At 52.0% G+C, this 25,273-nt stretch carries 26 protein-coding genes; 16 read left to right on the top strand and 10 right to left on the bottom strand.

Annotation, left to right across the window (positions count from 1 at the left end; all coding sequences use genetic code 11):
- Window positions 1–65: 65 nt before the first annotated feature.
- On the bottom strand, window positions 66–1,484 hold the full coding sequence (locus tag QEH52_RS08690; protein WP_308949769.1) for an exopolysaccharide biosynthesis polyprenyl glycosylphosphotransferase: 1,419 nt from the start codon (window positions 1,482–1,484) through the stop codon (window positions 66–68).
- A gap of 145 nt (window positions 1,485–1,629) precedes the next feature.
- Here QEH52_RS08690 and nusG point away from each other — a divergent pair, with 145 nt between their 5' ends.
- From nusG to galK, 3 genes are all read left to right on the top strand, one after another.
- A complete protein-coding gene (nusG, locus tag QEH52_RS08685; RefSeq protein ID WP_308949768.1) occupies window positions 1,630–2,160 on the top strand; it encodes a transcription termination/antitermination protein NusG in 531 nt (176 codons plus the stop codon).
- A gap of 68 nt (window positions 2,161–2,228) precedes the next feature.
- Window positions 2,229–3,908 (top strand): glutamine--tRNA ligase/YqeY domain fusion protein, encoded by a 1,680-nt coding sequence (locus QEH52_RS08680; RefSeq protein WP_308949767.1) that lies wholly within the window; start codon window positions 2,229–2,231, stop codon window positions 3,906–3,908.
- A gap of 1 nt (window position 3,909) precedes the next feature.
- On the top strand, window positions 3,910–5,070 hold the full coding sequence (gene galK / locus QEH52_RS08675) for a galactokinase (RefSeq protein ID WP_308949766.1): 1,161 nt from the start codon (window positions 3,910–3,912) through the stop codon (window positions 5,068–5,070).
- A 12-nt stretch (window positions 5,071–5,082) separates the two neighbouring features.
- Here galK and QEH52_RS08670 read toward each other — a convergent pair whose 3' ends face one another.
- Together QEH52_RS08670 and QEH52_RS08665 are read right to left on the bottom strand one after the other, a co-directional pair.
- Entirely contained in the window at window positions 5,083–6,147 is a 1,065-nt protein-coding gene (locus QEH52_RS08670) for a hypothetical protein (protein ID WP_308949765.1), read from the bottom strand.
- A gap of 23 nt (window positions 6,148–6,170) precedes the next feature.
- Window positions 6,171–7,451 carry an MFS transporter gene (locus tag QEH52_RS08665; RefSeq protein ID WP_308949763.1) on the bottom strand — a complete coding sequence of 427 codons (1,281 nt, stop codon included), beginning with the start codon at window positions 7,449–7,451 and terminating at the stop codon, window positions 6,171–6,173.
- 687 nt (window positions 7,452–8,138) lie between these two features.
- On the opposite strand from QEH52_RS08665, the gene QEH52_RS08660 reads away from it, so the two are divergent.
- A complete protein-coding gene (locus QEH52_RS08660; protein WP_308949762.1) occupies window positions 8,139–9,533 on the top strand; it encodes a hypothetical protein in 1,395 nt (464 codons plus the stop codon).
- Here the strand turns inward: QEH52_RS08660 and rsmG are convergent.
- On the bottom strand, window positions 9,530–10,195 hold the full coding sequence (gene rsmG, locus QEH52_RS08655; protein ID WP_308949760.1) for a 16S rRNA (guanine(527)-N(7))-methyltransferase RsmG: 666 nt from the start codon (window positions 10,193–10,195) through the stop codon (window positions 9,530–9,532). The genes QEH52_RS08660 and rsmG overlap by 4 nt on opposite strands.
- 18 nt (window positions 10,196–10,213) lie before the next feature.
- A complete protein-coding gene (locus tag QEH52_RS08650) occupies window positions 10,214–10,927 on the bottom strand; it encodes a DUF6901 family protein (protein ID WP_308949759.1) in 714 nt (237 codons plus the stop codon).
- A gap of 66 nt (window positions 10,928–10,993) precedes the next feature.
- On the opposite strand from QEH52_RS08650, the gene dinB reads away from it, so the two are divergent.
- The 10 genes from dinB (at window position 10,994) to QEH52_RS08600 (ending at window position 18,589) form a co-directional block, all read left to right on the top strand.
- Complete coding sequence (gene dinB / locus QEH52_RS08645; protein ID WP_308949758.1) at window positions 10,994–12,043, top strand: DNA polymerase IV; 1,050 nt, start codon at window positions 10,994–10,996, stop codon at window positions 12,041–12,043.
- A 62-nt stretch (window positions 12,044–12,105) separates the two neighbouring features.
- Window positions 12,106–13,014: a hypothetical protein gene (locus QEH52_RS08640; RefSeq protein WP_308949757.1), complete on the top strand. Its 909-nt coding sequence runs from the start codon at window positions 12,106–12,108 to the stop codon at window positions 13,012–13,014.
- Window positions 13,015–13,492: 478 nt separating this feature from the next.
- The gene (locus QEH52_RS08635) at window positions 13,493–13,858 is read left to right on the top strand and encodes a DciA family protein (RefSeq protein WP_308949756.1); all 366 of its coding nucleotides are present in this window, start codon (window positions 13,493–13,495) and stop codon (window positions 13,856–13,858) included.
- 104 nt (window positions 13,859–13,962) lie between these two features.
- Window positions 13,963–14,757, top strand: coding sequence for a thymidylate synthase (locus tag QEH52_RS08630; RefSeq protein ID WP_308949755.1), 795 nt, complete (start codon window positions 13,963–13,965; stop codon window positions 14,755–14,757).
- A gap of 143 nt (window positions 14,758–14,900) precedes the next feature.
- On the top strand, window positions 14,901–15,362 hold the full coding sequence (locus QEH52_RS08625) for a dihydrofolate reductase (protein ID WP_308949754.1): 462 nt from the start codon (window positions 14,901–14,903) through the stop codon (window positions 15,360–15,362).
- Between the two features lie 83 nt (window positions 15,363–15,445).
- Window positions 15,446–15,751 (top strand): ArsR/SmtB family transcription factor, encoded by a 306-nt coding sequence (locus QEH52_RS08620; RefSeq protein WP_308949753.1) that lies wholly within the window; start codon window positions 15,446–15,448, stop codon window positions 15,749–15,751.
- Between the two features lie 44 nt (window positions 15,752–15,795).
- A complete protein-coding gene (locus QEH52_RS08615) occupies window positions 15,796–17,094 on the top strand; it encodes a permease (protein WP_308949752.1) in 1,299 nt (432 codons plus the stop codon).
- Window positions 17,095–17,121: 27 nt separating this feature from the next.
- The gene (locus QEH52_RS08610; RefSeq protein ID WP_308949750.1) at window positions 17,122–17,355 is read left to right on the top strand and encodes a thioredoxin family protein; all 234 of its coding nucleotides are present in this window, start codon (window positions 17,122–17,124) and stop codon (window positions 17,353–17,355) included.
- A 7-nt stretch (window positions 17,356–17,362) separates the two neighbouring features.
- Window positions 17,363–17,857, top strand: coding sequence for a nitrophenyl compound nitroreductase subunit ArsF family protein (locus QEH52_RS08605; protein ID WP_308949748.1), 495 nt, complete (start codon window positions 17,363–17,365; stop codon window positions 17,855–17,857).
- A 9-nt stretch (window positions 17,858–17,866) separates the two neighbouring features.
- Window positions 17,867–18,589 carry an aromatic aminobenezylarsenical efflux permease ArsG family transporter gene (locus QEH52_RS08600; protein WP_308949746.1) on the top strand — a complete coding sequence of 241 codons (723 nt, stop codon included), beginning with the start codon at window positions 17,867–17,869 and terminating at the stop codon, window positions 18,587–18,589.
- On the opposite strand, the gene QEH52_RS08595 is transcribed toward QEH52_RS08600, so the two are convergent.
- Window positions 18,548–20,602, bottom strand: coding sequence for a beta-galactosidase (locus QEH52_RS08595; RefSeq protein WP_308949744.1), 2,055 nt, complete (start codon window positions 20,600–20,602; stop codon window positions 18,548–18,550). The two genes, QEH52_RS08600 and QEH52_RS08595, sit on opposite strands and share 42 nt — an antisense overlap.
- Before the next feature lie 131 nt (window positions 20,603–20,733).
- The gene (locus QEH52_RS08590; RefSeq protein WP_308949741.1) at window positions 20,734–21,531 is read right to left on the bottom strand and encodes a transglutaminase family protein; all 798 of its coding nucleotides are present in this window, start codon (window positions 21,529–21,531) and stop codon (window positions 20,734–20,736) included.
- Between the two features lie 368 nt (window positions 21,532–21,899).
- On the opposite strand from QEH52_RS08590, the gene QEH52_RS08585 reads away from it, so the two are divergent.
- On the top strand, window positions 21,900–22,631 hold the full coding sequence (locus tag QEH52_RS08585) for a hypothetical protein (RefSeq protein ID WP_308949740.1): 732 nt from the start codon (window positions 21,900–21,902) through the stop codon (window positions 22,629–22,631).
- A 360-nt stretch (window positions 22,632–22,991) separates the two neighbouring features.
- On the opposite strand, the gene QEH52_RS08580 is transcribed toward QEH52_RS08585, so the two are convergent.
- Entirely contained in the window at window positions 22,992–23,348 is a 357-nt protein-coding gene (locus QEH52_RS08580) for an antitoxin Xre/MbcA/ParS toxin-binding domain-containing protein (RefSeq protein WP_308949738.1), read from the bottom strand.
- A 276-nt stretch (window positions 23,349–23,624) separates the two neighbouring features.
- Here QEH52_RS08580 and QEH52_RS08575 point away from each other — a divergent pair, with 276 nt between their 5' ends.
- Entirely contained in the window at window positions 23,625–23,933 is a 309-nt protein-coding gene (locus tag QEH52_RS08575) for a type II toxin-antitoxin system TacA family antitoxin (protein ID WP_308949737.1), read from the top strand.
- On the opposite strand, the gene QEH52_RS08570 is transcribed toward QEH52_RS08575, so the two are convergent.
- Both QEH52_RS08570 and QEH52_RS08565 read right to left on the bottom strand, forming a co-directional pair.
- Window positions 23,908–24,438 (bottom strand): GNAT family N-acetyltransferase, encoded by a 531-nt coding sequence (locus QEH52_RS08570; RefSeq protein ID WP_308949735.1) that lies wholly within the window; start codon window positions 24,436–24,438, stop codon window positions 23,908–23,910. The two genes, QEH52_RS08575 and QEH52_RS08570, sit on opposite strands and share 26 nt — an antisense overlap.
- Window positions 24,439–24,580: 142 nt before the next feature.
- Window positions 24,581–25,273, bottom strand: a 693-nt coding sequence (locus QEH52_RS08565) for a LysR family substrate-binding domain-containing protein (RefSeq protein WP_308949734.1), incomplete at its 5' end; no start/stop codon positions are given.

Here is a 25,273-nt window from a genome sequence, read left to right as displayed (position 1 = left end):
ATGCAAAGAGGACGCAAGGCCTGCTTGCATGCCTCATTCAATTCGGCAAGCCCCCAGCAAGCTACCTAGTAAGCCGTCTTGGGCGGCTTAATCACTTGCAGTACGGTCTTAAACACAATCCACAGGTCGAGCCAGATCGACCAATTCCGGATATACTGCAAATCATAGCGCACGCGCTCTTCAATCAACAAGAGCTCCGTCACCTCTCCACGAAATCCTTTACATTGCGCCAACCCTGTGATTCCCGGCTTCACAAAGTGGCGCGTGCGGTAAATGTTCACTTGCTCACTAAACTCGTCGTCGTGCTGAATCATATGAGGTCGAGGACCGATCGCACTCATATTGCCCAAAAGGACATTAATAAACTGCGGGAACTCATCGATACTACTCTTGCGCAAAAACTCACCAAAAGTATAGACTCGATCATCCCCCGGTTTCGCTTGTTCCCCCTCACGCGAACGATCTGCCCCACGATCGTGCATACTGCGAAACTTAAGAATTTGAAATTTACGACCACGCTGGCCCGAGCGTTCTTGCTTAAAAAATAAAGGCCCAGGCGATTGCCTCATCTGCACAAGCTTCACAAATAAACAAAGCAGCGGTATCACAAAAATCACGACAGGCAAAGAGATACAGATATCAAGCATTCGCTTTAATACACGATTTAATGGGTTCTCCAGCGGCTCTTCTTGCAAACAAAAAAAAGTATGCCCGCCTTGGCTAACTGGGATCAATTCTTTATCAAAATACTCTTCCCAGGGATTATAAATTAAAATTCGGCAACCAGCCTTTTCGCAGATATCCATAACCGAATCCACCCACCAGTCCGAATCACGAGTTTCTAGCAGCACCACTTGGTTCACCTTATACGCCTCTATGATAAGCGACATATCCATAAACTCACCCAAAATCGGCATCCGGAGCTTTAAATCCGTCGACATCTCATAAGTGATCAGGCCGATAATATCGATCCCATAAAACGGTTGATGCTTTGCCCAAGCCTCTAAATGTCGCGCAGACTTCTCGCTACCTAGAAAAATTGTGCGCACAGAATTATGTCCACGAAAGGCGAAACCTGCAATCCAATCAGGAATGTATCGATTCAGCGGCACCGCAGTCACCCAATACATCATTAAAAAAGACACTATCAGCAAGCGACTGACAGACTTGTCACGCGTAGTAAAAACAACTGCAAAAAGCATCAGAGCAAGCACCATAGTCTGATAGTTCGCCTTACGAATCGCTCCTACCCAGCGAAAAGTGCTGATATCATTACCCTCAACACGATCTTCCTTAAACCGAGTTGAAAACACCCCGGCGAGGAACACCGCCAATATATAAAGCGGCATATTCACGTCAAAAGGATCGATCACCTCCAACACATGAACGGCAAACATCAACGCGACACTAAACAGCAATAGCATAAAAAGCGCAACAAACCCATGGCTAAGAAGCCTTAAACCCTGTGTGCGATTAGTGATCATTCTTTGACATATTGAATTATTAATAGGCACTCATGAAAAGAGAATCAACTCAAGCAAACAAATAAGCTTCAAATCCATAGGATGTCCGCTTTTTTACCGTTGATACTCATACCCAGCCAACTAGCTTCCAGTTCAACCATCTGCCATGCCAAAAAATGACTCCAGCCCCAAAAAAGATTGGTTCTGCCTACGCACGCAGACCAAGCGTGAACATATCGCTGCGGCGATACTCGATCGCCTAGAAGAGGTGGATGTTTTTTGCCCCCGTGTCAGCCAAGTCAAAAAAACGCGCACCGGCAAAAAACGCTTCACCGAGGCCATGTTTCCAGGCTACATTTTTGCAAAGTTCAATTACCATGCACACGCACGCCAAGTCGTGCACAGTCAGGGCATCACACAAATGGTCGAACTCGGTGAACGGCGTGTCATACCTGAACACATCATCCGCAACCTCCAAGCCAGCATCCCCGAAGGCATCATCGAAGCCCCCGACCTCAGTATCGAACCAGGCGCCGAAATCGAAGTCATCACCGGCTCCCTAAAAGGGATGAACGGCAAAGTGTTAGCCCAACTGACTGCCAAAAATCGTATCCAAGTCTTACTCGAGTTTCTAGGCCAAGAGATCACCGTCGAAGTCAACCCCGACGACATATTACTCGCCCAGGATACGGATTAAAACATATGCCGAATCACCGATCTTTTTGACTGGCAGAATTAAGTAAGCTGCGTTTTCCTATGCCGCTTATGTCCGACGACTCTACAGAGACTCCTACTGATTTCATCCGCCAAATGGTGGCCGCTGACGTGGCTGCTGGTAAAAACGATGGCCGCGTGCAGACGCGCTTCCCCCCTGAACCGAATGGCTACCTGCAAATCGGTCATGCCAAGGCGATCTGTCTCAATTTCGAAATCGCCAAAGAATTCGGCGGCCTCTGCAACCTCCGCTTCGACGATACGAACCCTGAAAAAGAAAGCGACGAGTTCGTACAAGCCATTCAAGAAGACATTCAATGGCTTGGTTACGACTGGGCAAAAATCTGCTTTGCCAGCGATTATTTCGAGCAGCTCTTTCAATGGGCCTGCCAACTCATCGAGTCGGGCGACGCCTATGTCGACGAGCTCAGCTTCGAGCAAATGCGCGAATTTCGTGGCTCGATCACAGAGCCAGGCAAGCCCAGCCCGCACCGTGAGCGCCCAGCCGCCGAGAGCCTCGACCTATTTAAGCGTATGCGCGCCGGCGAATTCGAGGACGGAGCCAAGGTGCTACGCGCCAAAATCGACATGGCGCACCCGAACATGAACATGCGCGACCCAGTGATGTACCGTATCAAGCGCATGCACCACCACCGCGTGGGCGATGCTTGGTCCATCTACCCCAGCTACGATTTTACACATGGGCAAAGCGACTCGCTGGAGAAAGTCACCCACTCACTCTGCTCGCTAGAGTTTGAAGATCACCGCCCACTCTACGATTGGTTCATTGAGAAGCTCGGCATCTTCCCCTCCAAGCAAACGGAATTTGCACGTCTAAACCTAACCTACACGGTGGTGAGCAAGCGTAAGTTGCGCACACTCGTCGAGGAGAATCACGTCGACGGCTGGAACGATCCACGTATGCCCACCCTATCAGGCATGCGCCGCCGCGGCTATCCGCCCGCCGCCATCCGAAACTTCTGCCAAACTGTCGGCATTACCAAGACGCCTTCGACTAGTGATGTCGCACTTTTAGAACACGCGGTGCGCCAGGAACTCAACCGCACCGCCTCTCGCCGCATGGCTGTGTTTGAACCACTCGAGATCGAACTCACCAATTGGCCCGCAGACAAAACCATCGAAGTGGATGCCATTAATAATCCTGAAGATGAATCGGCGGGCACTCGTAAGATCCCCTTTGGCAAGAAACTTTTCATCGAACAGGACGACTTCCGCGAAGAAGCCAACAAAAAGTTCAAACGCTTAAAGAAAGGGCACGAAGTACGCCTGCGTGGCGCATATGTCATAAAATGCGATGACTGCGAGAAGGATGCCGACGGCAATGTCACCAAACTACTGTGCAGCGTCGACTTCGACACCTTAGGCAAAAACCCCGAAGATCGCAAGATCAAGGGCGTCATCCACTGGGTCAGCGCCGAGCATGCTTTAAAAGCAAAAGTGCGCCTATTCGACCGCCTCTTCTCCGTCGAAAAGCCTGAGGCCGATAAGGAGCGCGCATTCACAGAGTTTGTTAACCCTGACTCATTGACAGAAACCATCGCACTCTGCGAGCCAAGCCTCGCAGAATTGCCGATCGGAGAAACTTGCCAATTCGAGCGTATCGGCTATTTCTGCCTCGACAATCAACTCAGCCAAGCGGACGCACTGGTGTTCAACCGCACAGTCGCGCTCCGAGACTCTTGGGCCAAAAAATCTGAACCCGTACAATAATATGCCCCCCCTAGACAATCTGTCCGCACAACTCTTCCAGAGACACTTCTCAGGCCAACCCAGCCACTCCGCATTTGCACCGGGCCGGATTGAGTTTATCGGCAACCATACCGACTATAATGGAGGCCTCGTAATGGGAGCCGCCGTGACCGAAGGTATCACGATTGCAGTCAGCCTACGTGATGACGAGCAAATACAAATCGTCAGCGATGCCGGTGATCTAGTGGAGCTCAACTTGGGCAACTATCAGCCACTGAGTGGCCCAGACTCTTGGACCAACTATCCCATCGGCGTCACCCAAGTCATGACCGAACTCGGCATGCGCACGCCAACCGGCTATAACATGGCAGTCACCAGCACCCTGCCCGCAGGCGCGGGCATGAGTAGCAGTGCGGCCTTCGAGCTCGCCACCGCCAAGGCACTCGCCGCTCTCTACGGCTTCGAAACCGACACGGCCGGCTTCGCTCGCATCGGGCGCAAAGCCGAAAATGAATTTGTCGGCATGCCCTGCGGCATTCTCGACCAAGGAGTCTCCGCCTTTGGACAAGCAGACCACTTGGTCAAGATCGACTGCGCCACAGAAAGCTTCGCAACCGAGCCGATGCCAGAGGGCGCCCACTTCTGGATCTTTAATTCCAACAAGAAGCACGCGCTCGTGGATTCCGCCTATGCCGACCGCCACCGCGAATGCCACGAAGCACTGGCACAGCTACAAGTCGATTATCCAGACGCACAAAACCTGTCCCAGATCACAGAGGCTCAACTCGAAAGCTCGAAGCCCAAAATCGATGAGCTACTCTACCGCCGCGCCGCCCACGTCGTCGGAGAGAACGCACGTGTGCAAGCAGTCCAGGCCGCCCTCGCTCAAAATGATCTAAAGGCAGTGGGCAGTGCACTCAATGCCTCACACGAAAGCTCACGCGTGAACTTTAATAATAGTATCGAAGAACTGGACACGCTAGTCGATCTACTAAAGCAGCAGCCCAATGTTTATGGGGCTCGCCTGACAGGTGGCGGCTTCGGTGGCGCAGTCATGGCGCTGACCGATGCCGACTTCGGGCAAACACACGCCGATCTGATCGCGACGGCCTTCGAAGCAAAGCACCAGCTACAGCCCTCCATCTTTCACACTCGCGCAGGGGATGGTGCCCAATTACTCTAGCGAGTGCTGAATTTACTGCGCCCAACACAGCTGGCTCGCGTAGCCCGCACGCCCCCAATAGGTCTGACGCTCCAAATCGAGCACTAAAAGCTGGTGCTCGTGAGCGTAGACCCGCTCACGAGTGCCCGTGGCAGTCCCTTTCTGGCTTACACCGCGCAACACTTTATGCGTTAACGAGGTGGCCAAGTAGCGCCCATCGGCCGATAAGCAGACTGGCCGCGCATGCCAGAACTCGGGATGTCGCTGCGAAGCCAAACCGAGCACCCGATGCGTGCGATCCTGCTCAAAATCATAATAGTGTACATCCGCACTACTCTCACGGTACCACACACCGCGCCCATCAGGCGTCCAAACCGGGTGCCGCCCATTACGCGTGAGCCGGCGGCAGAGATTGCGCTCCAGATCCCAGTGGTGCAAACCGTCCCCACCAATGACGGCTTCCGCTGCGCCGGAAGGATGAAAAGCGGCTCCCTCACCACCCGCATCAGACTCTGGCGGCAAAGTCAATTGACGCTCCCCCTTCAGGCCCAGCAGGTAGATCCCCTCCGCGCCCGCAAATATAAACTCTCCACGCCGACGGCTAAATGCCAAGGGCTTGTACGCATCGCGACATATCGGGCGCAGTCGCAATTGATCCGCCCCCAACTTCAAACTAAATAAGCGATGCTCAATCACCACACGATCCTCTCCCGGCCGATCCATCGCATGTAAGCCGAGTAACTGGCCCGCGGCCCCCTGCGTCGAAGCGATCCATTCTAGCATCCAGAGCGCCCACTGATTTAAAGGCAGTTCCAACAGCGAATACGATTCCCCCGCTGCCACGGAAAACGCCCGCAGCTGACTATAATCACGCCCTCGGTAGCCGGCAGCACTCACATAGCGGAAGGCTAAGCGACGCACGGGGTCGTATGCGATCGGGCAGTCCACAGGACCGACTGCCCCGAAATCATGCTTCAAATTCAACTGCCCATCGAGCTGTTGCATACGCCCCTCACGCTCAATCAGCAAGTCAGGCACACCCGCGGTAGGCGAGCTCGAACGCCAAGTGTCAGCAATATCTATTTTGGGGGTATTCATGATAATTCGAATCGATCGTGGTCTTAGGATGCCTCATCTGCACTACGCGGAAACGGCGCAAACCATGCCGCAAAAAAAGAGGGGACCGTCGCAAACATCACAATCACAAAGAAAGTCAGATACCCATAGCGATCCGACAAATAACCACTCACCGCAATGGTGGGCCAAAGCACTAGATTCATCAACGCCGTGCAAAAGGCGTAATGCGTCATATGATATTTCCCTGGGCTAATTTGCTGCATCATGTAGAGCATATTGGCCACAAAACCAAAGCTATAGAAGAACTTCTCAATCACCACCATACTGGTCACTGTAACGAGTGAAATCTGCACATCTGGCGCGGCCACATAGGCCAAATACACATAAGTCAAATTCGGCACATTCAGACAGATCGCCATCGTGAAAAGCGTCTTTTTCAAACCATAGCGTGAAATAAAGAGGCCACCTAAAAAGCCCCCCGCCAGCGCCATCAGTATACTCAAGCCCCCATCAATCGTAGCCTTTTCCCCCAAGGTCAGGCCCACGCCGCCCTCGGCCACAGGTGCTTGCAAAAACAGATGCCCCACTCCCAAAAGTAAGCCCTCTCCACTCCGAAACAAAAACACAAATGCCAGCATGCCCCAAATCTGCGGCTTGCGAAAGAAATCCGCCCAAGCATCAAAAAACGTCGAGTAGACCTGTTTGAAATTCTCTGGCCGCTGCGTCACCTCGCCCTGCGGCAAGAAAAACAGATGATAGCCCGCCAAGGCAGCCATCACTGCCGCCGCGACCATCCATGCGATCGTCCACGAAGAGGACTCCGCCTGCCCCCAATAGGCCGCCACAAATAGAATTACAGTCGATGAAAAGAAGCGCCCCACATTCCAAAACATGCCTTGGATCCCCACAAACTTAGCCTGCGAGCGCCGGTCCAAAGTGGTGATATAGATGCCATCCATACAGATATCATGTGTCGCCGAAGCAAAAGCCATCAGCCACAAGATCCCTATCGAAATTGTAAAATAACCCGGTAACTGTAAGCACAGCGCCAACGCAGCCAACAGCCCGACCATGCTGAACTCCGTCACCAGCACGATCCATTTCTTAGTCTTGAACATCTCCAAGAAGGCGGCCCACAGTGGCTTCAAAGACCACATTAGCGTAATATTGCCCACCCACAGCGTGATGTCGGTATTATCATGCCCCAGATACTTAAACATCGTGGCTGCCACCCAAGTAATCATTACGTAAGGCAGCCCCTCGGCAAAATAACCAGTCGGCACCCAAGACCAAGGATTACGTGTGGAAGCAGTATTTTGACTCATAGCCGATCAATAGTAAGAGGAACACACAGCTTGATGGAGCCGCCAAGCGACGAGCAAGCATTTTAATCCACCCCGCCCCGTTAACAGGTCGCCTCTCGCGCGGCATCGCCACAACATTCGCGGCCGATTGCTGATCGACCACGTAGCGACGCGATGCCAATCGCGTCTCCGCCCAACAAGCAAGACGCCGCTAGCGCGGCATCGCTACAACATTCATGGCCTATTGCTGATCGGCCCCGTAGCGACGCGATGCCAATCGCGTCTCCGCCCGCCAACAAGACGCCGCTCGCGCGGCATCACTACAACATTCGCGGCCGATTGCTGATCGACCACGTAGCGACGCGATGCCAATCGTGTCTACGAACCGTTAACAAGACGCCTCTCGCGCAGCATCGCCACAACATTCGCGGCCGATTGCTGATCGACCACGTAGCGACGCGATGCCAATCGCGTCTCCGCCCGCCAACAAGACGCCGCTCGCGCGGCATCGCTACAACATTCGCGGCCGATTGCTGATCGACCACGTAGCGACGCGATGCCAATCGTGTCTACGAACCGCCAACAAGACGCCGCTCGCGCGGCATCGCCACAACATTCGCGGCCGATTGCTGATCGACCACGTAGCATCGGAGAATTCACATAAAAATCTAACTGACGAACTCGACCTTTTAACTTACCATTTAAAACGTGAACTTAAAAACGCCCCTTCGCCTCCTCTGTCTCGCCATTCTTACCTCGGTTTCATTGCACGCCATTGAGATATCAAACAAGGCAGGCACCACGATAGAAGTCGAACTACTGTCCATCGAAGCCACTCGAATTCAAATTCAAATGGCGAACGGCCAAACCACTTGGCTGGATCGTGATCGGCTCTCTCCACACAGCCAAGCACGGATCAGCGAGCAAGAGGTGAGCCTACAAAATGCCTTCATCGAAATCAATTCCATACTCGGCATCGAACTCTTTGCAGATACCACACTCTGGGATGATGCTGCTGACGCGGTTGCGAGGCGCCTAGAATGGCCACAAGAATCCAAGACCGATTCCCAATCCAGCTATCGCTACTATCCGTCCGCAGATTATCGTATTCTTAAAACTCGCCCATATTCTGCGGTGCTCTATAGCAACAACGGTAAACCACAACAAATCAGCATCGTATTTGCCAATAAGGGCGACTTCAAATTTAGCGCCCCTCCAAGCACAGATGAGATCGATGCGATGGAGCGCGCCGTTGACCGCGATGCCAAGCAAATACAAACGCTTCTCAGTCAGCACTTCGGCGAGCCAGAGCGTCAACAATTCGGCGCGGGCCGTGGCATCAAGCAACTAATTGATCGCTGGGATTGGAAGCAGCACGCCTTCCTACTAGCCGAGCAAGACGGCGAATACACGAGCCTACGAATCATGCCCAACAGTGTCGCCGACAACAAAGGCCGCGGCGAAAAGTTGTCCGACGCAAGCCTACGTAAATTGACTGTTGAAAACGTTGTGAGCGAAGCAAACGGCGACATCTGGGTGGGCAATATTCCAATGGTAAACCAAGGCCCTAAGGGCTATTGCGTTCCAGCCACCTTTGAGCGGTATCTGCGCTATATGCAGATACCGGCCGACATGTACATTTTGGCAATGGCCGGCCAGACTCAAATTGGCGGCGGCACCTCGCTCTCAAAGATCATTGATTCAATCGACAGCTACGTCAGTTCACAGAACCGCACGATGAAAAGAATCAACGGTGAACTCAAACTACGCACCGTGCAGAAATATATCGACCAAGGCCTCCCCATCATTTGGACCATGTTCTCCTCACGCGCCTACAACGAATTCGTCAACCAGCGCAGCCTCGAACGCCGCAACAATAGCAACTGGGAATCATGGGAAACTCGTTGCAAAAACGAAACACGTCAAGTCGAGCTAGATCAGGACCTAATGGCCTCACACGCCTGCATGATCATCGGCTACAATGAAGAAACTGAAGAAATCGCCGTCAGCGACTCATGGGGCCCCAGTTACGCAGTACGTTGGCTGCCAATCGAGCAAGCCCAACAAGTCTCTCAAGGTTCAATCTACCTGATCGAATATTAGCGCTCGGCCTTCTTGGGCTTTCGAGCGCGTGGCACATCCCTCGCATCAAAGTGCAAAATGTATTTCTGCTCAAAGTAAGGATCGCTGAATGTCTCTTCCAAATTAATCGTCTTGCGAGGGCGAATGCCGAGCGCCGATAACTCATCGTCCAATTCGCCCCCCTTCCAATAAAGCACACCATTCGGGATCGAATTGCGCTCCCCGCGTCTCACATTGCCTTTTATCCAGCTGAAATACTCAGGCAGGTTTTTCACCGCACGACCCGTAATAAAATCGAACTGCTTCTTGATCTCTTCAGCACGGCACTGGCGGGCGTCGACGTTTTTCAAGCCAAGCTTATCAATCAAGTCCTGCACCACGCTAATCTTTTTACCGATCGAATCGATCAATGTGAAATGCGCCTGCGGATAACAGATCGCCATAATAATGCCAGGAAAGCCACCGCCGGTGCCCACATCCATGATACGAGTGCCCGACATCAACTTCAAGTGATTGGTGATCGCCAAACAGTGCGACAAATGGCGAGCCTCCAAATGTTCAATGTCCTTGCGTGAGATCAGGTTAATCTTTTCGTTCCACTCTCGCAGTAGTACCGCCCAAGCCTCGAGCACGGGCCAAGCGTCTGCACTGACATTGGGAAATTGTTGTTTGATGGCGTCCATGATTATAAAATGATTTGGTTAATTGTTTAAATAGTCGGCAAAGAGCCCTTCGATTTCTTCCAGCATGCTTTCTGAAATCGAGAAATCAATTTCCTGCGCAAAGCAATCTAGACTGGTGATCGCATTCGTCGTGGCTTCACTGATACTCTCGTTGTGTAAACGCTTAGAAAAATCAAGGTTGAGCTGATTAATGTCGCGATAGATTTTCTTGAGGCCTTCAAAATCCCAATCGACTTCCTCCCCTTTCTGATGACGAAAATACTGCGCTAAAGCATACATCGATAACGCGCGATAGACCGTCTCTTCCGTATCTGCAAAGGGCAGGTGAAAACGCGCCATCGGGCGCAACTTATCCAGAATCGGACAGCCACTGGTCACCATATGAATACCGATCAACGAACTAATCGCGGGGAACAAAGCCGTTTTGCCACGCTTAGTCACCCGCTGCCGTGTATCGACTTCCACAACAGTCTGCTCGACCGACTGCGAATGCTGAAAGAACTCTACAATATCAATAATATTCACTGCCACCGGACAGTGCTCATGCTCGGCACTATTGAGCGGACAACCACGACACTGCTTAAATTTTAAACGCGTCCAGTTCGGATAATTCTCACGCTTTGGCGAGATCAACGAACAATTTTGCCGGTCTAATTGCACCAGAAACTCCTTTACCGATCCATTAGGAAAGCGGAAACGATAGGTTAAGGAAAAGGCAGCAGGCTCGCTCATAAGGAAACTTCGTCATAAGCAGATTGAAAAGTCAAAGCCGCGCTCAAATAATCATCGCTTATACGCATGAGAACCAACCGCCGCATCATACACATCGACATGGACTGCTTTTACGCCGCCGTCGAAATGCGCGAACGCCCAGAACTCGCAGAACGCCCCCTCGCCGTAGGTGGCGCATCCGGTCGCGGTGTCTTGACGACCTGCAACTACCCTGCCCGCGCATACGGCGTACGCTCCGCTATGCCCGTGTTCAAAGCGCGCGAGTTGTGCCCGCAACTGGTCATCGTGCCCGTGCGTTTTGAACTCTACCGAGCCGCCTCCAAGGCTGTCCGCGAAATCTTCGCTCGCTATACTGAGCTCATTGAACCGCTCTCACTCGATGAAGCCTACTTGGATGTCAGCCACCTACGCCGCCCCGGTGCCGAGATTGCAGCCGAGATCCGAGCGGCCATATTCGACGAAACAGGCCTGACGGCATCAGCCGGTATCGGCCCCAACAAACTGATCGCGAAAGTCGCCAGCGACTGGAATAAGCCGAATGGGCAATGTGTCGTGGCCCCGTCTAAGGTCGATCTGTTTATGCAAACGCTGCCCGTTCGACGCATCTGGGGCGTGGGCCCCAAGAGCGCAGCACGACTCACCGAACATGGCATCGAAACCTGCGCACAGCTACAGCGCAAAGACAAAGCCTGGCTCGCTCATGAGTTTGGCAGTTTCGGGCTGGAACTCTACCAGCTCTGCCGCGGAATCGACGAACGCCCGGTGCAAGCCAACCGCATTCGCAAAAGTCTCAGCAACGAGCGCACTTTTTCCAAAAACCTCGAGAGCCTCACTGCCTGTCAGGAAGAATTGATGCGCCAACACGAAGAAATGATCGACGATCTCCGGCAAAGCGCGCCCGATCGAAAGATCGCCAAACTACTGGTCAAACTCAAGTTCAGCGACTTCCGTCGCACCACCGCAGAGATGCCCGGCCAACAGCCCGAACTAAAACACTACATGAACTTACTCGATGAAGCCTGGGGCCGCAGTGGCGAACCCGTGCGCTTACTCGGCATTGGTGTTCGCTTTGCCGAAAGCGAAGGCGGCAGTGAGCAACTCGAATTAGCGTTATAATCGAACGTTTGCTTATTCTTAAATATTGATAACAAGAGCTCCCAATACTAGCATCTACACCGATGAGCCGTGATCCTTCCTCTTTACCTAAATACAAACTGTCCAATCCTAGGACAGACAATACAGACAGTTCAGCGGCGTCGCTCGTAACGAAAAAAGCAACAGCCCCAGCCTCCCCCAAGCAGCCTCTTCAACTCAGGCAATCCGACGCCCGCAGCGCCCCCAAAGATTCGATGTTGAGCACCGCCGACATGCTTGAAGGCGCCTATGGTGCCGAAACTCGCACCCGCCAGCGCAAAAACATCATCGAGAAACTGAAAAACTGCGGCGTAGCGCTCTTAGTCATGTGCCTATTCTTCGCAGGCACCCTCGCCTATGCCCACCTGTATAAAGAATGGCCACCACTCAAACCTCTCAATTGGTACCTCCCATTTTTACTCGGGTCCATCTTCGCTGCCTGGCTCTGCCTGAAATCAATTCATTTCGTCGAAAAAAGAGACCGCTCGCTGGCAATCACCGGAATTGTGCTCACATGTTGCGTGGTCTATTGGAACACCTATGTCCTAGAATATGCAATCCAAGGCGAGAGCATACGCCCTAGCAATGCCCTTTGGGTGCCCAAAGATGTTAAGGACCTAGCCATTATCACCGAGCTAAATGCACTGCGCGGCGTCAGCAAAAGCGAGGCCGCCTATACCGAACTCTCCAGCCAAGCCTACTATAACGCCTTCAATGCTCTAGGGCGCAAACATTGGCGCCCTCTATTCAAGCAATTCCTGAGCCCCAGCGAAATTGAACAGGTCAATAATGTTAATGTGAACGATTATATGCGCATCGTCGTCGAGCGCATGCGCGCGCAGCGTGTGACCGTATGGACCCAATACAAAGAGCAAGTACAGCAGGCAAGCCTGGGCTGGCAGCTGCAACAGGCATTGCTAAAGCCCTACACCTGGCTACTGAGTTACTTGTAACAAGGCATAAAAAAAGCCGACAGCATGAATTGCGTCGGCTATGAAAACCCGTAAACAAAATGGCGCAGTCCCTACCCCTAAGGACTGCGCCAACCATTGTCTACTTTATGCCTCCGAAGAGGACTTATTCTGTTACCCCAAACTCCCTTGCGGGAGAAAAGTTGATGGACGGAATAGATCACACAGATTCCGTCGCTGCAAGTTTTATTTGAATCAATTTTGATTTTTCTTATTTAGCTAATAATAAGAATAAGACTCGCTTATGGAGTAGACATTACAGAAAGTGGCGCGAGGGATACCCCTAAACCCCGCGCCACACTATTTTCTGCTTTGTCTTATTACCCCAACTCCCATACACGGGAGAAATAGAAAGATTTGAAAGAACTGATATAGACTATATCATCTATCGTGCCAACTTTTAGCAGGGTGCGATAATTAATCTAATTTTCCCTCATTTCTCTAAAACAAGAAGACTCGCGTGAAATTTTCCAAAAACATCGAAGACATTATAGCCGATTTTCGCGGTCTCCCCCACACGGTGAGCGCAGCGTCACGGCGTGAACCCACGCCACTGGACAATATCTTAGACTTATTGCAGGAGAAATATAAGCTAGAAAAACCTAGCCCCGAACGCACTTTAGTCGAAAATTGGGAAAAAATCTTCGGCCCCAGCCTATGCGAACGCTGCCACCCCGTGCGCATCAAAGACGAACGCACCCTCATCATTTCAGTCACGAATCAAACACTGCGCTCCGAACTTCAATTTATGAAACGCTCCTTCTTGAAAAAAATTCAAGCACTCGAACACTGCAGCGACATTAAAGATCTGGTGATACGAAGCTGAAGCGCCCCCGTCTAAAAGCCGGCTGCGAACAGGAACGAGGACGTTTTTTGAAGACTTTGAGGTTTGAATCGCGGGGATCATGCCGCAAAGCTGCCCCCATTATTATGAAAAGCTACCTTGATCTTCTTCGCACCGTCCTAGAGACGGGCACCTACCGCGACGACCGCACGGGCACGGGCACCTACTCAATCTTCGGGGCCCAAGCACGCTTTTCGCTCGACTCTGAGTTTCCGCTGCTCACCACGAAAAAGCTACACCTGCGCTCCATCATCCATGAGCTACTGTGGTTCATTCAAGGCAACACTAACATCAGCTACTTAAAAGAAAACAAAGTGCGCATTTGGGATGAATGGGCCGACGCAGACGGCAATCTCGGCCGCGTCTACGGCGCACAATGGCGCGACTGGGCCGGCCCCGATGGCGAACGCGTCGATCAACTGGCCGAAGTCATCGACTCACTCAGAAACAATCCCGACAGCCGCCGCCACATGGTTTGCGCATGGAATCCGGGCGAGATCAAGCACATGGCCCTCCCCCCCTGCCACGCGCTATTCCAATTCTACGTCGCCAACGGCGAGCTCAGCTGCCAGCTCTACCAACGCAGCGCCGACATCTTTCTAGGCGTGCCTTTCAACATCGCCTCCTACGCTCTACTCACCCAAATGGTGGCGCAAGTCTGCGGACTCAAAGCTAAAGAGTTTATCCACACCTTTGGCGACTTGCACCTTTACTCGAACCACCTCGAGCAAGCGAAAGAACAACTCTCCCGCGAGCCTCGCGCACTGCCGCAAATGAAAATCAACCCCGCGATCAAGGAAATCGATGACTTCAAATTCGAAGACTTTGAATTGGTGAACTACAATCCACATCCTGCAATCAAAGCGCCGATTGCGGTCTAGCGTCCGCAAGCGGTAGTTTCCCAGTTTTCCGTTCTCTAGTTCCTAGTTCAGAGGCACTAAAAAACGACAAACTGAAAACGGGTAAACTGAAAACTGGTAAACTGGTAAACTGGTAAACTGGTAAACTGATAAACTGAAAACAGATGAATACTTACAAAGCAATCGCCGCCATGTCTGAGAACCGCGTCATTGGCCACGCGGGAAAGATCCCCTGGCATTTGCCGGCGGATTTCAAATGGTTCAAGCAAACAACTATCGGCGGCATCTTGATCATGGGACGCAAGACCTACGAATCGATCGGACGCCCCTTACCAGGCCGCGACACCTACGTCCTCAGTCGCAGCCCTCAGCACATTCCGGGCGTGCAAATCTTCCACGACCTCACAGAACTTGAAGCGCTTCAAACCGATAAGACCATCTGGATCGCGGGCGGTGGCGAAATATACGCACAGATGCTCGCTAAATGCAGCGAGCTTTACCTGACACGCGTGCACCGCACAGTAGAAGGCGACGCCTTCTTCCCCGAATTTGAAGATCAATTCAACTTCGACACCAATATTGATACAAATAAGGATTTTACCATCGAGCGCTGGATCCGAAAATGATTAAGTGATAGGACATTCACTATTTCGCAATAAACAGAAATATAACTTGACTATTTCGCACATTCGCGAAATTAATCTAGTCAATGTCAAATTCCGCTTCAGATGTGTTCAAAGCTTTAGGCCATCCAGCTAGGGTGCAGTTCGTCAAACTCTTAGGCGAGGGCGAGAAATGTGTCTGTGACTTGGTCGAAAGTGTGGATCTGGGCTGGTCGACAGTATCGCGTCATCTTTCAGTGCTCAAGGAGGCCGGCATTGTGACCGATGAAAAACGCGGCCTGCAGGTTTTTTACAGACTGAGTCTGCCCTGCGTGAGCCAGTTCATCGCTTGCCTAGAGCAGGATGCCGAAACGGTCCAAACGGACTGCGCTTGCCACAGCATGGAGACCTGAAACTTTTTTTAATCCTTTATTTCGCTATTTCGCGTAATAGTAATATGAATGCTAAAACTGAATATAAAATCGCCGCCTATTTGGGCGCGATCTTTCTGGTCTTTTACTTTCTTCCGGTGGGCAGTGTTCGTTTTGATCACTCCGTCACAGAAGCCTTGGCTTTGACCAAGTGGTATGCGCGTGAGCACGTCGTGCTTTGTCTTTTGCCGGCATTTTGGATTGCGGGCGGAATCGCGGCCTTTGTCTCGCAGTCATCAGTGATGCGCTACTTGGGGCCGAAGGCCCCAAAACCGCTGGCTTATGGCTTCGGTGCGATTTCGGGGACCATCCTTGCGGTTTGTTCCTGCACGGTGCTTCCCTTGTTTGCGGGGATTTATCGTATGGGCGCGGGGCTGGGTCCAGCCACGGCCTTTCTTTATTCCGGGCCTGCAATCAACGCGCTGGCCATCATCCTCACTGCCAAGGTATTGGGCGCACAGATTGGATTGGCCCGGGCGATTGGCGCGGTGAGCTTTAGTGTGCTGATCGGTTTATTGATGGCTTTCTTCTTTCGCAAGGAGGAGCAGCAAAAAGCGGCCGCGGCAGTGGCCATGCCGGACGATGAGGCGGCGCGACCGCTCTGGCAGACGGCTGCCTTCTTTGCCAGTATGGTGGCCATTTTGGTTTTTGCCAATTGGGGAGGCGCGGACGATGCCGGCTTCTTTGGCGCGGTCTATGCAATCAAGTGGTGGTTGAGCTCGGCCTTTGCCTTGCTGTTTATGTGGATGCTCTGGCGTTGGATGCATGTGTCGGGCCTGCGTGTCTGCCTTACCATTGCTGCGGTCGCTCTAGTTGCGATACTCACGCAGGGGCATGCGACTTGGGCGGTGTTCACCGGGGTGCTGGGACTGGTTTGGATGACTGCGGGCCATAAAGGTGAGATGGGGGAATGGTTTGAGCAGACCTGGTCTTATACCAAACAAATCATGCCGCTCTTACTCGGTGGGGTGCTGGTGGCAGGGCTCTTACTCGGACGGCCAGGCGCGGAGGGATTGATCCCTTCGGAGTGGATCAGCCAGTCGGTCGGAGGCAACTCGCTGGGGGCCAACCTGTTTGCCTCCTTAGCGGGCGCCTTCATGTATTTTGCAACGCTCACTGAAATCCCGATTCTGCAAGGCCTGCTTGGCAACGGTATGGGCAGTGGTCCCGCGCTGGCGCTGCTGCTGGCAGGCCCCGCGCTGAGTCTGCCCAACATGCTGGTGATCAACTCCATCATCGGGCCCAAGAAGACCACCGTCTACGTCAGCTTGGTGGTGACCATGGCCACCCTCAGCGGCTGGATCTACGGCTTTCTTTTTTCTTAGTCATCCGCAACTCAAACAGGACACATTATGAAACAAATACAAATCCTCGGCACGGGATGTGCCAAATGCAATCAACTCACCGCAGCGGCCGAAGCGGCTGCCAGCGAACTCGGTATCGAATATACCATCGAGAAGGTCACCGACATGATGCGCTTTGCTGATTTCGGCGTCATGATCACCCCTGCCATGGTGGTGGACGGCGTGGTCAAAGTCGCAGGCAAGGTTCCGTCTGCGGAAGATTTAAAACAAATGCTCCAATAGTGCTGCCATGAAACGTATTCTACAAAGCCTACTTTTACTGTTGGTTCTTCTGGGCATAGGCGCGGGTATTTACCAAAAACTGCAGCCTGTGCCGTCTGTCAGCCCTGAGCCGACAGTCACGGCCGCCGCGGATGCAGTCGCTTCAGCGCCGGTGCGATCTGAGCGCGTCACGGTCACTTATTTTACCTCCGACGTGCGTTGTATCTCCTGTAAAAAGATCGAAGCCCTCATGCGTGAAACCTTAAACGAGCGCTTTGCCGATGCGCTCGCTGACGGCGCACTGGTGTTTGAAACGCACAACATCGACCGCCCGGAAAACAAGCACTACGTCGAAGACTATGAGCTCTCCTTTAAAACCGTGGTCATCGGCAAAGAATCAGCCGATCCGAAACAAGTCCACTGGCAGCGCATGGACGATGTGTGGACCTACTTAAATGAGCCCGAGAGTTTTAAAGATTATCTCGATGCCGGTATCCGCGAAGTGCTACCGAAAACAATCTAATTCAAGGTTATGGCTTTATTGATATCCAGCTTCACCGCGCTTTGGCTCGGGATCGTGACCTCGGTCAGCCCCTGTCCTTTGGCGACCAATGTGGCCGCCATCTCAATGCTCAGCCGAAAGGTCGGTAATCAAAGATACGCAGTGCTGGGCGCGCTTGCTTATACCCTCGGCAGGATGATTGTTTATCTGGCCTTGGCGCTTATCCTCTTGGGAGGGCTCAGCTCCATGCCCGGGCTGTCGGCGTTTCTGCGTAACGGGATCGGCCCCTTTATCGGTCCCTTACTCATCTTGACGGGGATGGCGATAGTCGGTTGGTTGCCCTTGCCCTTTGAATTGAAGCTCGGCAGTGCCGCCACCACCGAACGCTTGTCCCGCTGGGGACTGCTGGGCGAATTCATGATCGGTGCGATCTTTGCCCTTTCATTTTGCCCCGTCTCCGCAGCCCTGTTTTTCGGCTCACTCATTCCACTGTCACTGGAATCGCCCCTGCCTCCCGTGCCGGTCTTGCTTTACGGCCTGGGCACGTCGCTCCCGGTCGGGATCATCGCGCTGGTCATCGTCTTCAGCACCCGCAAGGCCAGCGCACTGCTGGGCGGCTTACAAGCCGTGCAAAAGAAATTGCTCTGGGTCACAGCAGCCTTGTTAATCGGCATCGGCGTTTGGTTGACGTTCGATAGTCTGCTTCAGCATTCAATCAATAGTGCTTTTGAACTTCTTCGGTTGAATACTTAAGACAAGCGCAGCATACGGAGCCAGTTCAACAACTCCTGAATACTCCTGACCAGACTCGGTCTCGACATACCGCGCGTCGCCGACATCGCATCTCACTGCACTGTCGTTGAAGTTCATCAAAAACAACAAACGCTGTCCATCGCACTCCCGGGTTTGGGCGGAAACGCCCTCAGGCAACGCCGCCGGAACACTTCGCGGAATTTTAAGTTCCTGAACCATATGTGCGAGTAAATCAGCGGTAAAGCGATGCTCATTGCGAGAGGCGATATACCAGGCGCACCCCTTGCCGAAACGATTCCGCGTTAGGGCAGGACGACCCGCGTAGAAATCGTCGTCATAGACCGCCAGCGCTTCCGCGCCCTCCAGGTGCAAAAGATCCAAATAATGCCGCGCCACATAGGTTCCCGAGAGACCACAGTCCTCAGTCGTCGCTCGAACCTGCCGACGGCACTCATCCGGCAAAGCATCTGACTCTTCGACCCAAATACCGAGTGCTTTACGCAGCGGACCAGGCACACCGCCCGTGACTGCCAGCCCGGATGCATCAACGATTCCAGTCCCATAGGTTGTCACCAAAGTGCCGCCCGCTTCGACATAGGCAGTCAAGCGCTGCGCGGTCTCTTGACTCAACAGAAATAACATCGGAAGCACCACAAGGTCGTAGGCAGTCCAATTCGATTTCGAGTCCACCACATCGACATTGATCCCCAAATCCCAGAACGGTTTGTAGTGAGCTAAGACCGTTTCCTCATACTGCTTGACTGCATTGTGCTGCGTCGCGGCTGCATCATACATCCAACGCGATTCCCAATCAAAGACAAGAGCCACTTTGGCCGGACTCTTGGAGTCGACCACGGCATCCATCTGCGAGAGTGCATGCCCAAGCGAGCGAACTTCGCGAAACATCCGAGTATTGCCATGACCAACGTGGTCAATCACCGCGGCATGAAACTGCTCATAACTGCCTCTCCCTTTGCGCATTTGAAAATAGCACACCGAATCCGAACCATGCGCCAGAGCTTGCACCGCCGCCAAGCGTAACATACCGGGACGTAAGGCAGGTGACAGGTTTTTCCAATTCACAGGCCCAGGGGAGGACTCCATCAACAAGAATGGCTGCTGTTTCAAACTTCGCGTCAGATCATGTTTAAAGGCTGCGAACAACGCCTGATGACTTTGCAGCGAATCCTGCTGCGGCATGTGCCAATGCGGGTAGGCATCCCAGGACGCGACATCGATCTCCTTCGCCAGTTGATGGTAGTCATAGTCGGAATGAATCCCCATGAAATTAGTCGTCGCCGGAATATTCGGCGTGATTCGGCGGATCGGCGTGAGCTCATTACGAATAAAACTACGACATTGATCTGTCATGAAACGCTTCCAGTCCAAGACCAAAGCTCCCACGGTTTTATCGATAGTCTGAATCTGCTCCCATTCGGTATAAGTGTGACTCCAGAAGCGACTCCAATAGGCATCATTCAACGCTTCCAGAGTATCGTATTTTGCCTTTAGCCAATCGCGAAAAGCCGCAAAGCATAAGTCGCAATAACAATAACCACTAAACTCATTAGAAATATGCCAAAGTAAAAGTGACTCGCGTTCGCCATAACGCTCGGCCAGTTTTCCATTAATCGCTTGAACTTTTTGCCGGTAAACAGGGGAAGTCAGACAATGATTATGTCGTCGTCCCTGAACCTCCCGCTGCCCATTCGGCGTCACACGCCGAATCTCGGGATACTTCATCGCCATCCAATTCGGCTTCCCCCCACTCGGAGTTGCCAAAATGATCCGCATCTCTTGTTTTTCGGCACGATCAAAGATGGTATCCATCCAGTCAAATTCGTAACGCCCCTCTTCAGGCTCTAGCGCAGCCCAAGAAAAAACTCCGATCGTCAGAGTATTTATTTTCGCCCCTTCAAAGAGCGCAAAATCCTGCTTAATGATCTCCGCTTGCCCGACCCACTGATCAGGATTATAGTCGCCTCCAAATAAAATATGCGAACTCCGTTTCATACTGATCAGGTATGGTTAATAGATAAGAGATATCAACATTCAAAGAGGAGAAAAGGGATCGTGCCATCGACAATTCAATCCTTCCATATTGCTGATCACCGACGACTGTTTTCAGGGGGTGACTCACGCCTTCAGCGCGGCGGTTCGGAGAGCCGCTGGACCTGCACCTCCATCACGCTCAATTCCACCGCTTCGCCAAACTGGGTGAAAATGGCAACGTCGGCGGCATCGCGGCCGTAGGCGATCGCGATCCTACCGCCCTGCATGTCATCCTGAGTAGGATCAAAGCTATACCAACGCCCGCCCACATAAGCCTCAAACCAGGCATGCAGATCCATCGGCTTGAGAGTTTCGAGGTAGCCCACCACCAAGCGCGCCGGGATGGAAAGTGCTCGGCAGCAGGCGATGCCCAGGTGGGCCATGTCGCGGCAAACAGCCTTCTTCTTAGCATTGACCTCACAGGCGCTCAGAGTGTCAACCCCCTCGCCCGGTGCGTATTGAAAGGTCCGGCGGATGTAATCGACAATGGCGCAGCATTGATCGTAACCGGGCGACCAGCCGTAAACCAGTTCCTGAGCCATTCGACTGAAACGGTCGGATTCGCAGTAGCGACTGGGCAAGAGATAGGGAATGACCTCATCAGGTAGAGATTGCACTTCAATGAAATAAGCCCCGGGGGCGATATCAGCCCCCTCGGCACATTCGACATCAACCGTCGTGCGAATGGAAAAAGGTCCAGCGGGTGCAACCAGTCTTTGGCACAAATTTCCAAAGGGATCGGTAAACTCGACCACCGGCACACTGGGAGAGAGCACATATTGCTCGCGCCCGACCCACTGCTGCCACCCGCTACGCGGGCGCAACATCAACAAAAACGGCGTGTCGACCGGAATCTTGAACTCTAGGTAGCAGGATGCGTGTAACCACATGGGAATCGTATTCAGCTAAAAACAAGCCAAACCTTTCGGACTTGCGACTCTAATTCACAAATCGATCAAAAGATGTCCCTGTCCCAACCTTAGTTTGGCTTATACTACTTTCTTTAGTGGATCGCGACGATTTTCGCTCAAGCATCTCCCACCCGCTCAAATACAATCAACAACCGTCTACCCATAGCGCCATGAACTGCCTCGAATTAGATTAGAGAATAAGCAATTCTATCAGTTGCAATTAATCCTTGACTTAGTCAGATATAAGGCAAAATTCATTAGTGAATTCTGAATGAATCGACCCTGGTCAAAACTTCCCCCTTTGACCCGTCTACTAACCCCCAAAGGCATTTCATGCTCTACTATTAATGATAAAAAAAACGTTCTTACTCGCAGGTTTGCTCACTTTTTCAGTATCCGTCAATGCGGCCATCAGTGTGACGGACACTGCCTTTTTCCTCGATCCAAGTTCTCATCTTTCAGATGCCGATGATCGCACAATTTCTAGCTTTACGGTTGCAGCTGGTTCAAAACTCGTAGTCACGACAACTCAGGAAAATTCGGACATATCGGGGATCACCTTTGGCGGAAATTCTCTCACTGCAGTTTATAACACAGCGAATAGCATCCAGAGAGTTACTACGTATTATTTGGATATTACTACAGATACTACTGCCGACATTGTAGCCAGTGTCGATGGCAATACGCACTTTGGCTTTGCCGCGTATGCGATTTCAGGCGCTGCGGCTGGGGGGCCTGCTGATTTTGCCTCGTCCCCGACTAGACTTTCAGGTTCATTTAATACAGAGGTCGGCTCTCTAGTGATCGGCTCCTTTACTAAGAATTCTTTTAACTCAATTACTCCAACGATTACCTCAACTGTAGTCTATAATGAAACTACGATTGGAAGTGGAGGCACTTCAGGAGCATCCGCTTACTATTTTTCGACTACAACTGGCACGGCTGACTACGGCTTCAATAATAGTAACTCCAGGCCTGCCGCTGGTGCGGTTGTATTCGCAGTCCCAGAGCCATCCAGCGCTGCAGCCCTACTCGGCTTCACGGGGCTCTCGATTGCACTGATTCGCCGTCGTCGTTAGAAAACGAATTTAAGAATCACCTTTAAATCAGAACATTCGCTCGTGATTTGATAGGACAGTCGACAGACCTATATAGCTTTCTCAACACAGACTTCATTGCGGTGCTCGCAATCGACTCCTTTTTAGAACTATAAAGAATGTAAATCCAATCTGAATTAAGTTGATAAAACTAAATGGTCTTCACGAGTGGAAGAGAGCGGATTCAGAGACCATCAAGCGGCGGGCGTCACCCATGCTTCGCTCTGCGAGCTACGCAGGGCACGGCAGTGATGCCCCTACGTTTTGTGAATCGATCAACAGAACAAGGGCCGCACTTGTCGCTCATTGGCTGGCCGGCTTCGACTGCCCCGACGCATCCCCTCAGATTGGCTCCCCTGTTTGCAAGCGGTAGATCATATTCCAGATACGGTCGGCCTCTCCGCGTTCGATGACTTGGAGTGGGGTTGAATTATCAAAGGCAGGGTTGGCGGCTTTGAGCCATTCGCCAATATAGGCCGTTTCCATAATATCCGAAAGAGCATCGAATAATCGTACCAACTCTCGAAGCTGCTTTTCGGCAGCTGCACTAGGCTTGTCGCCGGCAGCCCATTTGGCGACTGCCCGGGGCGAGTATTGAGTGAGCCGGCTAATGTCGTTACGGACTAACTTGTAGCGGTTGCAGAACGCTGGAATACTAAAACTGCGCGGTATTTCCTCAAGTTGTCTCGTGTTTCCCATGCGCCAAAAAAATGCACAAGTGCATGCTCTTATGCAAATATATATTTAAGTTTTTTTCCTCAGATTGAAATGTTGCGTTCAGCCAACAATTGATAAGTAAACCAAATCAAATTGCGGCTTGTTAGTCTCGAGCAGGAGGAACAAGCAAGACATCCGCTCCAGTAGACGGGACACTCCTGTCCCGATCACCCAAACACAATCCTCAAGAACTTCTTAGACCATAAAAAACCAGAATTCCAGATTGCAAAATGTGTTACTCTGTGGCACACATTAAACATGGTCACTGCAACAGAAGAATTAAAATCAGAACGACTCGTTGCTCGAATTTCACCTTCCGAAAAAGCACTCATTGAAAGGGCTGCCGAGATCGAGGGCCGCAAGGTCGCGCCCTTTGCGGTCACGCATCTAGTCAATCGTGCCCGTAAAATCATTCAAGAGGCGGAAACCATTCGTTTGAATGAGGCTGAATCTCGCAATTTTGTAGAAGCACTGCTCGCCCCCCCTCGCAAGCCGACACCTGAATTCAAGCGCGCTTATAAGGCCTACCGAGATACTGTCGTTAGCGATGTGAATCCAACGCGTTAAATCGAGCTTCCAATTCCAGCAGTGTCACAACCATGCGGTCCTCGCTCAGCGGCCGAAATCCGAATCGCGTATACCAATTTGCAGCGTATAGATCCTTAGGGTCTACGACTATGACCACCACTGGCACTTCCAAAGCCTGACAGCGATGAAAAGCATCCATCAGTAACAACTCACCAATCCCTTTCCCTTGCTCAGAGCTGGCCACCGCAAGCCGTCCCAACAGAGCCGCACCAAATCGTCGATAACTCGGCAGTTTTTTACTGATCGTTTTCGGCATGCCAGGCAGATCCACCGCACCAATCGCCTCCGGAGATAATGTGTAGTAGCCCAAAACCCGCTGCAATTCACCCGCCGAGGCCAGCACCCAACATCCAGCTGCCCGGCGCTTCACATCTAACGCAGCCTGTTTCGCCAGATACTCATTCAGAGCAGAAACCCCACAATCAAACTCAGCTCGATTGTGCAGATTCTTATCTAAGGGCTGGATGTGCAAGTCTGCTGTCATTCGTGTTGATTCATTATTTTTCAGAGCAAAGAACGTTCAACAGAATAACATCATAAATGGGCCTGATCTTTTTTTGAATTTTGCGAGGAGACCATACCACAAAGGCAATTACATGACCCGTTTCTGTGAGCCCAATGATGGGCTAAGATAAAGTGTCTAATAGAGTGCGCAATGGCTTCGCAGAATCACCTTTATGCCAAGCAACGATTAAATCCCAAGTGGCCCCCTCATCGCAAACTGGTATGATCACCATACCTGGTCGCTTCTGGTCTCGGAGAAATGCCGGCATCACCACGACAAATCCTTCATTAGCAACCGCCGTAAAAGCATCGGATAGGTCCTCGGAAGTGCCTGAAATTTTCGGCCTGAATTTCCCGAAAGTCTGACACAACTGAGTCATCCGACGACGTAAGCCGAAATGCTCCGAGTCGGAGGCGATGAGGAAGGTCTCGTCCTTTAATTCAGCAAGCGCTATCGTCTGCCGGGAAGCCAGAGGATGTTCAGATGCAAGGCAAACAACGCTACTGACCTCAGCGACCTTCTTCGTGTGAAAATCCCGCCCCAGCAGGTTTCCGAGTTCCAAAGTCAAAGCCATATCCAGATTCCCTCGACGCAATTCGATGATCTGTTCACTCGGAAAGAGATCGATTAATTTTACTTTGGTTTCAGGTTTCAGTCGGCTAAATGCCTCTAATGCAGATGCAAAGTGATCCTCAAATGCGGATCCAAGATAACCGATTCGCAATTCCTGATCATCACCCCTAATAATTCGGCGAACATCACGAAGGTTTGCGTCGTAGCTCTCAAGCAGTTGCTGCGTCCGTTCAGCAAGCGC

Origin of the sequence: Thalassobacterium maritimum (genome assembly GCF_031127805.1) — a bacterium.
Classification (GTDB): Bacteria; Verrucomicrobiota; Verrucomicrobiia; order Opitutales; family Coraliomargaritaceae; genus Thalassobacterium; species Thalassobacterium maritimum.
This window is presented reverse-complemented; position numbering and strand designations above follow the sequence as displayed.